This is a genomic window from Enterobacter sp. SM3 (assembly GCF_009811935.2).
GTDB classification, from domain to species: Bacteria; Pseudomonadota; Gammaproteobacteria; order Enterobacterales; family Enterobacteriaceae; genus Enterobacter; species Enterobacter asburiae_D.
The window spans coordinates 2,643,617-2,657,299 of sequence record NZ_CP099971.1 but is presented as its reverse complement, the minus strand read 5'-3'; the positions used below and the strand labels follow the sequence as shown (position 1 = coordinate 2,657,299).

At 55.2% G+C, this 13,683-nt stretch carries 12 protein-coding genes; 7 read left to right on the top strand and 5 right to left on the bottom strand.

The features are described from left to right. Together GVO84_RS12515 and GVO84_RS12510 are read left to right on the top strand one after the other, a co-directional pair. A complete protein-coding gene (locus GVO84_RS12515) occupies positions 1–1,083 on the top strand; it encodes an ABC transporter ATP-binding protein (RefSeq protein WP_159514326.1) in 1,083 nt (360 codons plus the stop codon). A gap of 66 nt (positions 1,084–1,149) precedes the next feature. After that, complete coding sequence (locus GVO84_RS12510) at positions 1,150–2,064, top strand: OmpG family monomeric porin (protein WP_159514325.1); 915 nt, start codon at positions 1,150–1,152, stop codon at positions 2,062–2,064. Between the two features lie 34 nt (positions 2,065–2,098). On the opposite strand, the gene GVO84_RS12505 is transcribed toward GVO84_RS12510, so the two are convergent. Further along, on the bottom strand, positions 2,099–3,109 hold the full coding sequence (locus GVO84_RS12505) for a LacI family DNA-binding transcriptional regulator (RefSeq protein WP_121423930.1): 1,011 nt from the start codon (positions 3,107–3,109) through the stop codon (positions 2,099–2,101). 155 nt (positions 3,110–3,264) lie between these two features. On the opposite strand from GVO84_RS12505, the gene GVO84_RS12500 reads away from it, so the two are divergent. The 3 genes from GVO84_RS12500 to tyrR all read left to right on the top strand — a co-directional run bounded on the left by GVO84_RS12500 (position 3,265) and on the right by tyrR (position 7,365). Next, positions 3,265–4,662: a YcjX family protein gene (locus GVO84_RS12500; protein ID WP_159514324.1), complete on the top strand. Its 1,398-nt coding sequence runs from the start codon at positions 3,265–3,267 to the stop codon at positions 4,660–4,662. Further along, positions 4,659–5,711 carry a YcjF family protein gene (locus GVO84_RS12495; RefSeq protein ID WP_159514323.1) on the top strand — a complete coding sequence of 351 codons (1,053 nt, stop codon included), beginning with the start codon at positions 4,659–4,661 and terminating at the stop codon, positions 5,709–5,711. Before GVO84_RS12500 ends, GVO84_RS12495 begins: the two co-directional genes overlap by 4 nt. Positions 5,712–5,823: 112 nt before the next feature. Beyond that, entirely contained in the window at positions 5,824–7,365 is a 1,542-nt protein-coding gene (gene tyrR / locus GVO84_RS12490) for a transcriptional regulator TyrR (RefSeq protein ID WP_023312028.1), read from the top strand. Between the two features lie 37 nt (positions 7,366–7,402). Here the strand turns inward: tyrR and GVO84_RS12485 are convergent, their stop codons facing one another. Both GVO84_RS12485 and tpx read right to left on the bottom strand, forming a co-directional pair. Beyond that, positions 7,403–8,611: an aldose 1-epimerase family protein gene (locus tag GVO84_RS12485; RefSeq protein ID WP_159514322.1), complete on the bottom strand. Its 1,209-nt coding sequence runs from the start codon at positions 8,609–8,611 to the stop codon at positions 7,403–7,405. 275 nt (positions 8,612–8,886) lie between these two features. Beyond that, entirely contained in the window at positions 8,887–9,393 is a 507-nt protein-coding gene (gene tpx / locus GVO84_RS12480; protein WP_023335907.1) for a thiol peroxidase, read from the bottom strand. A 107-nt stretch (positions 9,394–9,500) separates the two neighbouring features. On the opposite strand from tpx, the gene ycjG reads away from it, so the two are divergent. Next, entirely contained in the window at positions 9,501–10,466 is a 966-nt protein-coding gene (gene ycjG, locus GVO84_RS12475) for an L-Ala-D/L-Glu epimerase (RefSeq protein ID WP_159514321.1), read from the top strand. On the opposite strand, the gene mpaA is transcribed toward ycjG, so the two are convergent. After that, a complete protein-coding gene (gene mpaA, locus GVO84_RS12470; RefSeq protein WP_159514320.1) occupies positions 10,457–11,170 on the bottom strand; it encodes a murein tripeptide amidase MpaA in 714 nt (237 codons plus the stop codon). The two genes, ycjG and mpaA, sit on opposite strands and share 10 nt — an antisense overlap. Positions 11,171–11,355: 185 nt before the next feature. Between mpaA and GVO84_RS12465 the strand changes: the two genes are divergently transcribed. Next, positions 11,356–12,972 (top strand): peptide ABC transporter substrate-binding protein, encoded by a 1,617-nt coding sequence (locus GVO84_RS12465; protein ID WP_121423919.1) that lies wholly within the window; start codon positions 11,356–11,358, stop codon positions 12,970–12,972. A gap of 89 nt (positions 12,973–13,061) precedes the next feature. Here the strand turns inward: GVO84_RS12465 and GVO84_RS12460 are convergent, their stop codons facing one another. Beyond that, the gene (locus tag GVO84_RS12460; RefSeq protein ID WP_159515643.1) at positions 13,062–13,625 is read right to left on the bottom strand and encodes a DJ-1/PfpI family protein; all 564 of its coding nucleotides are present in this window, start codon (positions 13,623–13,625) and stop codon (positions 13,062–13,064) included. Between the last annotated feature and the right edge of the window lie 58 nt (positions 13,626–13,683).

Below are 13,683 nucleotides of genomic sequence, written 5' to 3'. Positions count from 1 at the left end.
ATGGCTCAACTGTCTCTGAAACACATTCAGAAAATCTATGATAACCAGGTCCACGTGGTTAAGGATTTCAATCTCGAAATCGAAGACAAGGAGTTCATCGTCTTCGTCGGGCCTTCGGGCTGCGGTAAATCTACGACGCTGCGTATGATTGCCGGTCTGGAGGAGATCAGCGCGGGGGAACTGGTCATTGACGGAGTGTGCATGAATGACGTTCCCGCCAAGTCTCGCGATATTGCGATGGTGTTCCAGAACTATGCGCTTTATCCGCATATGACGGTCTACGACAACATGGCGTTTGGCCTGAAGATGCAAAAAATTGCGCCTGCGGTTATCGAAGAACGCGTTAACTGGGCGGCACAAATCCTCGGTTTACGCGAGTATCTCAAGCGTAAACCGGGCGCGCTGTCCGGCGGCCAGCGTCAGCGCGTGGCGTTAGGCAGGGCGATCGTGCGCGAAGGGGGCGTGTTCCTGATGGATGAACCGCTCTCCAACCTCGATGCCAAGCTTCGCGTGCAGATGCGGGCTGAAATCAGCAAGCTGCACCAGAAGCTCAACACCACCATGATTTACGTGACCCACGATCAGACGGAAGCCATGACGATGGCGACCCGCATCGTGATCTTAAAAGACGGCATTATTCAGCAGGTCGGTGCACCGAAGCAGGTGTACAACGAACCGGCAAACATGTTTGTCGCGGGGTTCATTGGATCGCCTGCCATGAACTTCATTCACGGCGCTATCGACGACCGCTATTTCGTCACGGAAACGCTGCGTCTTGAGATCCCGGAAGACACGCTCGCTTCACTGAATGCCGCAGGGTACCAGCGTAAAGCCGTGGTTTTTGGGATCCGTCCGGAAGATATTCTCACGCTGCAGAGCAGTGGTGAAAACATCGCGGCGAAAGTCAGCGTAGCCGAACTGACCGGTGCGGAGTTTATGCTCTACGCCACCGTTGGCGGCCATGAGCTGGTTGTTCGCGCTGGCGCCGCGAATGATTATGCCGCCGGGGATAATATCGACATCCAGTTCGATATGAATAAGTGCCATTTCTTCGACGCTGAAACCGAAGCGGCTATTAGATAAGAAAGGTGTTCGCCGAAAATGCAAATTTCCGGTTTTTTTGTTTGTTACTTATAAAGGGAATATTTAATGGGTACTCTACTAAGAAGTGCTGCGCTCGTTCTGTGCGCAGGGGTTAGCTGTGCACAAGCATCAGAAACAGCTAAACAGTGGGAATTTAATATTGGTGCAATGTATGAAATCGAAAACGTCGAGGGGCAGGGTGACGATAAAGATGGATTATATGAACCTTCCGTGTGGTTTAATGCAACCTGGGACGCGTGGACTATTTCGCTGGCGATGTATCAGGAGGGGCCGGTTGATTATAGCAGTATGACCCGTGGAACCTATTTCGACCGTCCTGAATTTGAATTACGCTATCGCTTTATCGGAACCGATGATTTTACTTTCGGTCTGACCGGCGGTTTCCGAAATTATGGCTATCACTTTAAAGATGAGCACGGTGCTAAAGACGGCAGCGCGAATATGCAGCGCTACAAAGTTCAGCCTGACTGGGATATTAAATTAACCGACGACTGGCGTTTTGGCGGCTGGTTTGCCATGTATCAGTTCGCCAACGATCTGGAAAAAACCGGCTATGCTGACAGCCGCGTCGAAACCGAAACGGGCTTTACCTGGACCATTAACGAAACCTTTGCGGCTAAAGTGAATTACTATTTAGAGCGCGGTTTCAATATGGACAGTTCCCGTAATAACGGCGAGTTTTCTACCCAGGAAATTCGTGCCTATCTGCCCATCTCGTTAGGTCAGACCACCCTGACGCCTTATACCCGCCTGGGGCTTGATCGCTGGTCGAACTGGGACTGGCAGGACGATCCTGAGCGTGAAGGACACGACTTCAACCGACTCGGTCTCCTCTACGCTTACGATTTCAACAATGGTTTATCCATGACGCTGGAATACGCCTATGAGTGGGAAAACCACGATGAAGGCGACAGCGACCGCTTCCACTATGCGGGGGTTGGCGTAAACTACGCGTTCTGACCGACGGCACGCCAGGGGCACTACGCCCCTGGTTTTAGCGAAGGGATGCAGCCAACAGAAAGTGGGTATCAACCAGCACTTTTTGCGGGGCGGGCTGACCGGCAATACGCCTGAAAAGAAGATCGCAGCTCTCTTCCCCCAGCTTTCGGGTGGGGATATCAAAGCCGCCAGGTGCGGGCGTTAAAATGAGAGAGAGCATCGGGTCACTGTATCCGGCTATCACCACCTGCTCCGGGATCATCAGATTCAACTCATCCGCCGCGCGATAGAGGCTGAGCAACTTCATGCTGTCGGTAGCAAATACCGCATCAGGCGGCGTGGGTGACGACAACAGTTCCAGAGCCGCCGCAAGCGCACTCTCATGGGTATAACCGCCATCCCTGATCCAGTCCGGGTTAATGGCAATTTGGTGCTTTTCCAGACTGGCTTTATAACCCGCCAGACGATCGATAGAAACATGATAATCAAGCGGCGCATGCAGGCAGGCAATTTTTCGGCGACCGTTTTTTATAAAGGTTTCGGTCAGCGTGGCGCTGTCATGGAAATTATCCGTGTCGACGGAATAAATATTCTGATACTCACCTTCAACTTTGCCGATAACCACTACCGGTACGCCATACGCATCCAGCGTGGTGAAAAAGGATTCATTTGCCGGTGAGCTCAGCATAATGATCCCTTTGATCATCTTCTGTTTTATTTTACTCACACATTTCAGCAGATCGTCTTCGCTGCTTTTTGAGGTCTGTAAAATAACGTCAAAACCTTCTTCTTCCGCTTTTGCCGTAATGGCATGAAGGACATCGGAGAAAAAAGGATTACCGGCGGTGGTTTTGGTTGATCGGGTCGAAATAACCATAATGGCATCGAAGCCAGAAGAGGTCAGGGCGCGGGCCAGTTTGTTGGGCTGATAATTTAATTCGTCAATCGCCTTAAGCACTTTTTCACGCGCTTCGGGAGAAATATTCGTTTGTTTATTCAGAACGCGGGAAACGGTTGATTTCGATACGCCCGCAACCCGTGCGATATCATAGATGGTGGGTGACATACACCTTACTCACTCCGGACTGACAGCAATGCCGTTCATCTTACTGGAGAGAAAACGGCAATAGCAATAAATAAGAATTGATAATCAACGATCTGCCCCCATTTATTGTATTCTGAAGCCATGCATTCAAGGCTTCCAGGCAACGAAGGACGGCGATGAAGCGACTTAAAAACGAAATCAATTCACTGGTGAACCGCGGCGTTGACCGTCATCTGCGTCTGGCCGTGACGGGGCTGAGCCGCAGCGGTAAGACGGCGTTTATCACCGCAATGGTAAACCAGCTCCTGAACCTGCACGCCGGGGCGCGTCTGCCGTTGCTTAGCGCGGTGCGGGAAGAGCGCCTGCTGGGCGTGAAGCGCGTACCACAGCGTGATTTTGGTATTCCACGCTTTACCTATGACGAAGGGCTGGCGCAGCTCTACGGCGATCCGCCTACGTGGCCGACGCCGACGCGAGGGGTCAGTGAGATTCGACTCGCGCTGCGTTTTCGCTCGAATGAATCCCTGATGCGCCACTTCAAGGATACTTCCACGCTGTACCTGGAAATCGTCGATTATCCCGGTGAATGGCTGCTCGACCTGCCGATGCTGGCGCAGGATTACCTCAGCTGGTCCCGTCAGATGACGGGCTTGTTGCAGGGGCAGCGCGCCGGGTGGTCGGCCAAGTGGCGACAGCTGTGCGAAGGTCTGGACCCGCTTGCACCGGCAGATGAGAACCGTCTGGCCGCCATTGCCGAAGCCTGGACGGCGTATCTGCATCAGTGCAAGCAGGAAGGGTTGCACTTCATTCAGCCGGGTCGCTTTGTCCTGCCGGGTGATTTAGCGGGCGCACCTGCGCTTCAGTTCTTCCCCTGGCCGGATGTGGATGGGGTGGGCGAGTCGAAGCTGGCGCAGGCCGACAGGCACACTAACGCCGGGATGCTGCGCGAGCGTTACAATTACTACTGTGAAAAAGTGGTCAAGGGATTCTATAAAAACCACTTTTTGCGATTTGACCGTCAGATTGTGCTGGTGGATTGTCTGCAGCCGCTCAACAGCGGGCCACAGGCCTTCAACGATATGCGCCTTGCGCTGACGCAGCTGATGCAAAGTTTTCACTACGGGCAGCGGACGCTGTTTCGCCGTTTATTCTCTCCGGTGATCGACAAACTGCTCTTTGCTGCCACGAAGGCCGATCACGTCACGGTCGACCAGCATGCCAATATGGTATCGCTGCTGCAGCAGCTGGTGCAGGACGCCTGGCAAAACGCCGCCTTCGAAGGGATCGGCATGGATTGCCTTGGCCTCGCGTCCGTGCAGGCGACGCAAAGCGGGTTGATTGACGTTAACGGCGAGAAAATACCGGCATTACGCGGGAACCGGCTCAGCGACGGTGAACCGCTTACCGTGTATCCGGGCGAAGTGCCCGCGCGGCTGCCGGGTCAGGCCTTCTGGCAGAACCAGGGCTTCCAGTTTGAAGCCTTCCGCCCGCAGGCAATGAGCGTCGATCGGCCATTACCGCACATCCGTCTGGATGCGGCGCTGGAGTTTTTGATTGGAGATAAATTGCGATGACGGAACCGTTAAAACCGCGCATAGACTTTACCGGAACGCTTGAGCAGGACCCTCAGGAGGCGTTCAAAACCGCGCAGAAGTTCAGCGGCACGCAGGCTGATAACTTTGCCCCGGCCCTGACTGAGGAGCCGGGCGTCGAGGACGGTCCGGCGGAGGCGGTTGTGGAAGCCGCTCTGCGTCCAAAACGCAGCCTGTGGCGCAAGATGGTCACTGCCGGTCTGGCGCTGTTTGGCGTAAGCGTGGTTGGGCAGGGCGTGCAGTGGACGATGAATGCCTGGCATACTCAGGACTGGGTCGCGCTGGGCGGATGTGCCGCGGGCGCGCTGATTGTGGGGGCGGGCATCGGGTCGGTTGCCACCGAGTGGCGTCGGCTCTGGCGATTGCGCCAGCGCGCGCATGAGCGTGATGAAGCGCGGGATCTGCTCCACAGCCACGGTACCGGGAAAGGTCGCGCATTCTGTGAAAAGCTGGCCAGCCAGGCCGGAATCGATCAGTCGCATCCGGCGCTTCAGCGCTGGTATGCCGCTATCCATGAAACCCAGAATGACCGGGAAGTGGTGACGCTCTACTCCCATATGGTTCAGCCGGTGCTGGATGCCCAGGCGCGACGGGAGATCGGCCGTTCTGCGGCGGAATCCACCCTGATGATTGCCGTCAGCCCGCTGGCGCTGGTCGATATGGCCTTTATCGCCTGGCGCAACCTGCGCCTGATCAACCGTATTGCGAACCTTTACGGCATAGAGCTGGGTTATTACAGTCGGCTGAGACTGTTCAAACTGGTCCTGCTCAATATCGCGTTTGCAGGGGCGAGCGAGCTGGTGCGCGAAGTGGGCATGGACTGGATGTCGCAGGATCTGGCGGCGCGTCTTTCTGCTCGTGCCGCCCAGGGTATCGGCGCGGGATTATTGACGGCGCGTTTGGGGATTAAAGCGATGGAGGTCTGCCGTCCGCTGCCGTGGATTGATGGCGATAAGCCCCGTCTGGGGGATTTCAGGCGTGAACTGATCGGCCAGCTCAAAGAGACGCTCAATAAAAAACCTGCTCCGTGAGGTTTTGTTCACTAATCGTGCTGGCTGTCAATATTTGTTGACAGCCATCTTCCGGATCACCGTGTTCTGACATATCATTTTACTGTTATTGGCTTAAAACGGTGAATTTCCCATGCGTCTTGAAGTCTTCTGTGAAGACCGTCTCGGTCTGACCCGCGAATTACTCGATCTTCTTGTTTTACGTAGCATTGATTTACGTGGCATTGAGATCGATCCTGTCGGGCGAATTTACCTCAATTTTGCCGAAATTGAATTTAATACCTTCAGTAGCCTGATGGCGGAAATCCGCCGTATCGCTGGCGTTACGGATGTACGCACCATTCCCTGGATGCCCTCTGAGCGTGAGCACCTGGCGCTGAGCGCGCTGCTGGAAGCCATGCCAGAGCCGTTCCTCTCCCTGGATTTGAAAAGCAAAGTTGAGCGCGTTAACCACGCGAGCTGCCAGCTTTTCGCACAGAGCCAGGAGAAGCTCAGCAATCACAACGCGGCGCAGCTGATCCCCGGCTTTAACTTCCAGCGCTGGCTGGACAGCAATCCGCAGAACACGCTTAGTGAGCATGTGGTGATTAACGGGCAGAATTTCCTGATGGAGATCACGCCGGTCTATCTGAAAGGGGAAGGGAATACCCGCGTGTTGACCGGGGCGGTGATTATGCTGCGCTCGACGTTACGCATGGGGCGCCAGCTGCAAAACCTCTCCAGCCAGGACGTTGGCGCATTCAGCCAGATTATTGCCGTCAGCCCGAAAATGCGCCACGTGGTTGATCAGGCGCGCAAGCTCGCAAGCCTGACCGCGCCGCTGCTGATTACCGGAGATACCGGCACCGGGAAAGACCTGCTGGCTCACGCCGTGCATCTGGCGAGCCCGCGTGCGGCCAAGCCTTATCTGGCACTTAACTGCGCCTCTATTCCGGAAGATGCCGTTGAGAGCGAGCTGTTTGGTCACGCGCCGGAAGGCAAGAAAGGGTTCTTCGAGCAGGCTAACGGCGGCTCCGTGCTGCTGGACGAGATCGGCGAAATGTCGCCGCGTATGCAGGCTAAGCTGCTGCGTTTCCTGAACGACGGAACGTTCCGCCGAGTCGGTGAGGATCACGAGGTGCATGTGGACGTGCGCGTCATTTGCGCCACCCAGAAAAACCTGGTTGAGCTGGTGCAAAAGGGGATCTTCCGCGAAGATCTCTATTACCGCCTCAACGTCCTGACGCTGAATATTCCCCCGCTGCGCGATTGTCCGCAGGACATCATGCCGCTAACGGAGCTGTTCGTCGCCCGCTTTGCCGACGAGCAGGGGGTGCCGCGTCCGAAGCTGTCTGCCGATCTCGGCACGGTGCTCATGCGCTACGGCTGGCCGGGCAACATTCGCCAGCTCAAAAATGCCGTTTATCGTGCGCTGACCCAGCTGGAAGGCTACGAACTGCGTCCGCAGGATATTCTGTTGCCTGATTACGACGCGGGGACGGTGTCTGTCGGCGAAGAGGCGATGGAAGGTTCGCTGGATGATATCACCAGCCGTTTTGAGCGTTCGGTGCTGACGCAGCTGTACCGCAGCTATCCCAGCACCCGCAAGCTGGCAAAACGTCTTGGCGTCTCGCACACCGCGATTGCGAACAAGCTGCGCGAGTACGGTTTGAATCATAAGAAAGGCGACGAATAACAAAAAAGCCTCTGCAAAGAGGCTTTTTACTTTACGTTTATTCCTTCGCCATCGGCGTGTTAACGATTTCTGTTTTTGTCTCTCCCTGAATCGACGCAATCCTGCTTTCCACGTCTTTCACCTGCTGCGGGTTGTGCAGCAGGGTATAGGTCAGGTCAAACTGCGCGCTGGCACCGGGCTGCAGCTGCTTAACCCGCTTCTGCTCGCGTTCAATCGTAACGGGGTAGGCGTAGCTGGTGCCTGGCTCAATGCCCGTGACGTAGCCCTGCTTCAGCGTGTCGGTGTTCTTCCATAAGGTCAGCACGGGCAGCTGGCGGGTATCAAACTGTATTGACGCGCCTTTATCTCGGGCTTTATTGACCACCGCCGCGAGCGTTTCGTGGTTATTGTCCGCGAGCGGCTTAATGTTAAAGACCATCTCATCAAAGCCTTTTGTCGGCCCGGCATAGGTTTGCCAGTCGTTAACGCCCGCTTTAGCGTAGTCATTGAATGGGCTCACGCTCACCGCAGGCGCCAGGAAACGGGCGCCTTCTTCGAGGATCGGCGTGCCGAAGTTGCTGTGATAGATGATTTGATAATCATGAGGGTAATCTGCATGGTTTGTCAGAACATCATGCAGGCTGAACTGGTTGGTTCCGGGAACGTAGCGCAGTTCGGTCATGGTTTGCAGATCCGCTTTTTTAAACGTGCTCTCTTTGATCAAACCGCGAACGCGGATCTCATGCGGGGCGGCATCGGCGATTTCAACCTCGACCTGCGAAACAGGGGTATTACCGGCCCTGCCGTGCAGGGTATAAATTTGCCCGTCCGCGGTGACCGGGTGCCCGGTCCACTCATAGCCACAGCGCACCATCATCTCGTTGAAACCATCCAGCCAGCCTAGACCGTTGCGGCTTTCAAGATTGATATAAGCCGGATTAACGACCTCTTTAACGGGGGAATTCCACCCCAGTCGGGTGCCAAAGCCTTCTACGTGCAGAAGGTTCATCCCGCGGGTCGGGCTCAGGGTAATGGTCAGGCCGTCTTTGCTGCTAATAATGATGACTTTGCTGCCTTCCTGTTTACCGCCGTGCAAGACTTTTTGCTCAATGCTGAACGTTTGGTCTTTAACTTTCAGCTCATCACTGGAAATCTTCCAGTTTCCTTTCTCTACGCTGCTTTCAGCGCTTGTCAGCACCCAAGTTTTGGCCGCTGCATGGCCAGAAATCAGTACCGCAAGGAGCGTAAAAGCGAATTTAATCTTCATATATTATCCTTTTTGCTGAAACGATTATTTTCTTTCGTAAGCAAATCTAATGTTTAGACAAAAAGGGAAATGTGATGCGCTTCACTGGGGATGAAAATAGGGAATTTTAACGATTATTATGCGTTATTGATCACGCTCATGTTACATATAGTCTAAGTTATTGCATGATTAATGTGACTTGTGCGTACTTTAGCTTTATCGATTCAGCTTTGGTGCAATAAAAAACCCCGCCGCGGCGAGGTTGAGAATAAGTTGTATAGAATGCTAAGTACTTATTATGCTTTCAGCACGTCCAGCGCGGCAGTGTAGTCCGGCTCGGTGGTGATTTCGTTAACCAGTTCGCTGAAGACGACGGTGTCGTTTTCATCAAGAACCAGTACAGCACGTGCTGCCAGACCTTTCAGCGGGCCTTCCGCGATGCTGACGCCGTATTTCTCGAGGAAATCTGCGCTGCGCAGGGTGGAGAGGGTAATCACGTTGCTCAGGCCTTCGGCACCGCAGAAACGGGACTGGGCAAACGGCAGGTCAGCGGAAATGCACAGCACAACGGTGTTGTCCATTTCAGTCGCCAGCTGGTTGAATTTACGCACGGATGCGGCACAAACGCCGGTATCAATGCTTGGGAAAATGTTCAGTACTTTGCGTTTACCCGCAAACTGAGCCAGTGTGACGTCAGACAGATCTTTAGCCACCAGAGTAAAAGCCTGTGCTTTGCTGCCAGCCTGCGGAATGGAACCTGCAACAGCAACCGGGTTGCCCTGGAAATGAACGAGTTGTGACATAGATATCTTCCTGTTTACATATAGTTAACGTCGTGGCTAGTGTATGCCATCAGCGGATAACACGGCAAACCAAATTTTTCGCCTTTCCGGGCCGCAAGGAGTCAGTGATGAGAAGCGTTAAGGTCTATGAAGAAGCCTGGCCATTGCATACCCCGTTTGTGATCTCCCGCGGCAGCCGAAGTGAAGCCAGCGTGGTCGTGGTTGAGATCGAAGAAGAGGGGGTTAAAGGCGTCGGGGAATGTACGCCTTACCCGCGCTACGGAGAAAGTCCTGCGTCGGTGATGGCGCATATCATGACCCTGGTGCCTGACCTGCAAAAAGGGCTCACGCGCGAGGCGTTACAGCAGCGTTTACCCGCCGGGGCAGCGCGTAACGCCGTCGACTGTGCGCTCTGGAACCTTGAGGCCGCTAAGCAGCAACAATCGCTGACGACCCTGCTGGGCGTGGCGCTGCCGGAGTCCGTCGTGACGGCGCAAACGGTCGTGATTGGTGAGCCGGAGCAGATGGCCGCCAGCGCAAAAGCGCTCTATGACGCCGGGGCCACGCTGTTAAAAGTGAAGCTCGACGATCGCCTGATCAGCGAGCGGATGGTCGCCATTCGCTCGGCGGTGCCCTCGGCCACGCTGATTGTTGACGCCAACGAGTCGTGGCATCCCGAGGGGCTTGCCGCACGATGCCAGCTGCTGGCCGACCTGGGCGTGGCGATGCTGGAGCAGCCTCTGCCAGCGAAGGATGATGCGGCGCTGAAGAATTTTATCCATCCGCTGCCCGTCTGCGCGGACGAGAGTTGCCATACCCGCGAGAATTTGAGCGCGCTTAAGGGGAGCTATGAGATGGTCAATATCAAGCTCGACAAGACCGGCGGGCTGACAGAAGCGCTTGCCCTGGCGGCGGAAGCGCAGGCGCAGGGCTTTTCCCTGATGCTGGGATGCATGCTCTGTACATCCCGGGCGATCGGCGCGGCGCTGCCGCTGGTCAATCAGGTCCGTTTTGCCGATCTGGACGGCCCGACGTGGCTGGCGGTTGACGTTTCACCTGCGCTTAATTTTACCAGCGGCGTGCTTCACCTTTGAGGCTGCCAGCGCAGAAGCTCCATCATCGCTTTTAGGTAAATTTCGCTGGCTTCGTCGGAGGATATCGGCGGGAATTCAGCGGTGATGCAGGGCAGGCTTAAATCGGCGCACCAGCTTCCGAAGGACCCGGGGGTTTCATAGCCCACGCTGGTGACGAGCGGCAGGGCGAAAGCCTGCGCCAGCCACGCGCCCAGTTCGGAGTGACGCGGATCTTCAATACAGGCCAGCGGATCGTGGAAGGAGACAACCCATGCAGGGTGGATCTTATGGATAAGTTGGCACAGCGCCTGCGTTTCTGGCTCGGAACCAGGCTTGTCTCCCGTCAGCAGCACCACGTCCCGCTCCTCGGCGGAGCTGTTCCAGCGATAAACCGTTTCTCCGGCGCGCCAGTTTGCCGCCGGGAAATTACGGTTCAGGTCGACCCCCCTCGCATTCGCCCGTAATCCAAGCTGACAGCCATCCGGATTGACGGCAAGAATCACATGATGGCGTCGCAATGACGGCGTCAGCGTCCGCAGCGCGCAGGAAAGGGTGACGATGGACGAGTTCTCATCTCCGTGCGTGCCGGCAATGACCAAACCGCTGTTGCGATCGGCATCGGGCGCCGGGAACCAGATCAGCGATGCGCCTAAAAATGAGCGGCCATATTGCTCAGCGCCCGGCGGAAAGGCGCCGCGTTCGGCTCGTGGTCGGGTGATTGCCATACGAAATCCTGATAAAGAAGTCTCTACTGGCAGTGTTGTGCAAAACTCGCTGTTAATCAAATAGTTTCCGTGAAGGCTGAGAATTGCCTCAAATCACTATTCCGGACGAAGGTATTTGCATTTCTCTGTTTCGAAACAAATAATTACGCATCTGCTTGTTACCTGAATTCATTAAAGGGGATCTTATGAAGCATCCTGTTTCGCGTCTCTGTGCTGCACTGTACCTGTGCGGACTCTCTACACTCTCGTACGCTGCTGATGTGCCACAGGGCACGGTACTGGCGCAAAAACAGGAGCTAGTCAGGCATATTAAAGACGAACCGGCTTCGCTCGATCCGGCAAAAGCAGTGGGATTACCCGAGATTCAGGTGATTCGCGATCTTTTCGAAGGGCTGGTAAATCAGAACGAGAAAGGGGAACTGACCCCGGGCGTGGCGACGCGCTGGCAGAGCAACGATAACCGTATCTGGACCTTCACCCTGCGTAACAACGCGAAATGGTCTGACGGTACGCCCGTCACCGCGCAGGATTTTGTCTACAGCTGGCAGCGTCTGGTTGACCCGAAAACCACGTCTCCGTTTGCCTGGTTTGCGGCGCTGGCGGGAATCAACAACGCCCAGGCCATTATTGATGGTAAAGCTGCGCCTGACACCCTGGGCGTGACGGCGGTGGATGCCAGGACGTTACGCGTCCAGCTGGACAAACCCCTACCTTGGTTTAGCAACCTGACGGCAAACTTTGCCTTCTATCCGGTGCAAAAAGCGAACGTTGAAAGCGGCAAAGAGTGGACGCGTCCGGGCGCCCTGGTGGGCAATGGCGCATACGTCCTGAACGACCGCGTGGTGAATGAAAAACTGGTTGTCGTTCCGAATACGCACTACTGGGACAATGCGAAAACTGTCCTGAAAAAAGTGACCTTCATTCCGATCAATCAGGAATCATCCGCCACCAAACGCTATCTGGCGGGGGATATTGATATCACCGAATCGTTCCCGAAAAACATGTATCAGAAGCTCCTGAAGGACATTCCGGGCCAGGTGTATACGCCGCCTCAGCTCGGAACTTATTACTATGCGTTTAACACGCAAAAGGGCCCGACGGCCGATGCCCGGGTTCGTCTTGCGCTGAGCATGACTATCGATCGCCGCATTATGGCAGAAAAGGTATTAGGTACAGGCGAGAAGCCGGCCTGGCATTTCACCCCTGACGTGACGGCGGGCTTCACCCCTGAGCCTTCACCGTTCGAGCAGATGTCCCAGCAAGAGCTGAATGCTCAGGCGAAAACCTTGCTCCAGGCCGCAGGCTACGGTCCTCAGCGTCCGCTGAAGTTGACTCTGCTGTACAACACCTCGGAAAACCACCAGAAAATCGCCATTGCGGTGGCGTCCATGTGGAAGAAAAATCTCGGGGTGGATGTCAAACTGCAAAACCAGGAGTGGAAAACCTATATCGACAGTCGTAATACCGGCAATTTTGATGTGATCCGCGCGTCATGGGTAGGCGATTACAATGAGCCGTCGACCTTCCTGTCTCTGCTGACCTCAACCCACAGCGGCAATATCTCGCGTTTCAATGAACCGGCCTACGATAAAATTATCCACCAGGCAACGCTGGAAACCACGGCGAAAGCGCGTAATGCGGACTACAACATGGCGGAGAAAATCCTCATGGAGAAAGCCCCTATCGCGCCAATTTACCAGTACACCAATGGTCGCCTGATTAAGCCCTGGGTAAAAGGTTACCCCATCGAAAACCCGGAAGACGTGGCGTATAGCCGGACAATGTATATTGAGAAGCACTGACGTTTAACGAGAACTGGCGCACTCGCGCGCCAGTTCTGCAGTACGCGGTATCGCTTCATCCGTTCTGCATGGCCGATGCCGGGTCTCTGTTATTCTAACAATGCACTGAACTTCGCCAGCCACTGCGGATGCGCGGGCCAGGCGGGAGCCGTCACCAGGTTGCCGTCTACATGGGCCTGATCGATGCCGATAGTGGCGTAGTGCCCACCCGCGAGGCGTACCTCAGGCGCACAGGCCGGATAGGCGCTACAGGTTCGTCCTTTCAGGACACCTGCGGCAGCAAGCAGCTGCGGGCCATGGCACACTGCAGCAATCGGCTTACGCGCGGCGTCAAATGCCTGCACCAGCTTTAACACGTCCTCATTCAGCCGCAGATACTCGGGCGCTCTCCCGCCCGGGATGAGCAGCGCGTCGTAATCCTGTTCCTTGACGGTGGAAAAATCGGCGTTAAGGGTAAACCGGTGCCCCGGTTTTTCGCTATAGGTTTGGGCTCCGTCAAAGTCATGGATTGCCGTCATGATGTAGTCACCCTTCGGTTTGTCGGGGCAGACCGCATCTACCTGATGGCCAATCATCTGCAAAGCCTGAAAAGGCACCATGGTTTCGTAATCTTCGGCGTAATCGCCAACCAGCATCAGGATCTTCTTGCTCATCATTCCTCACCTTTTTCAATAAAGATGATTAAGATATAGCCTGGCATGGCTGAATTGC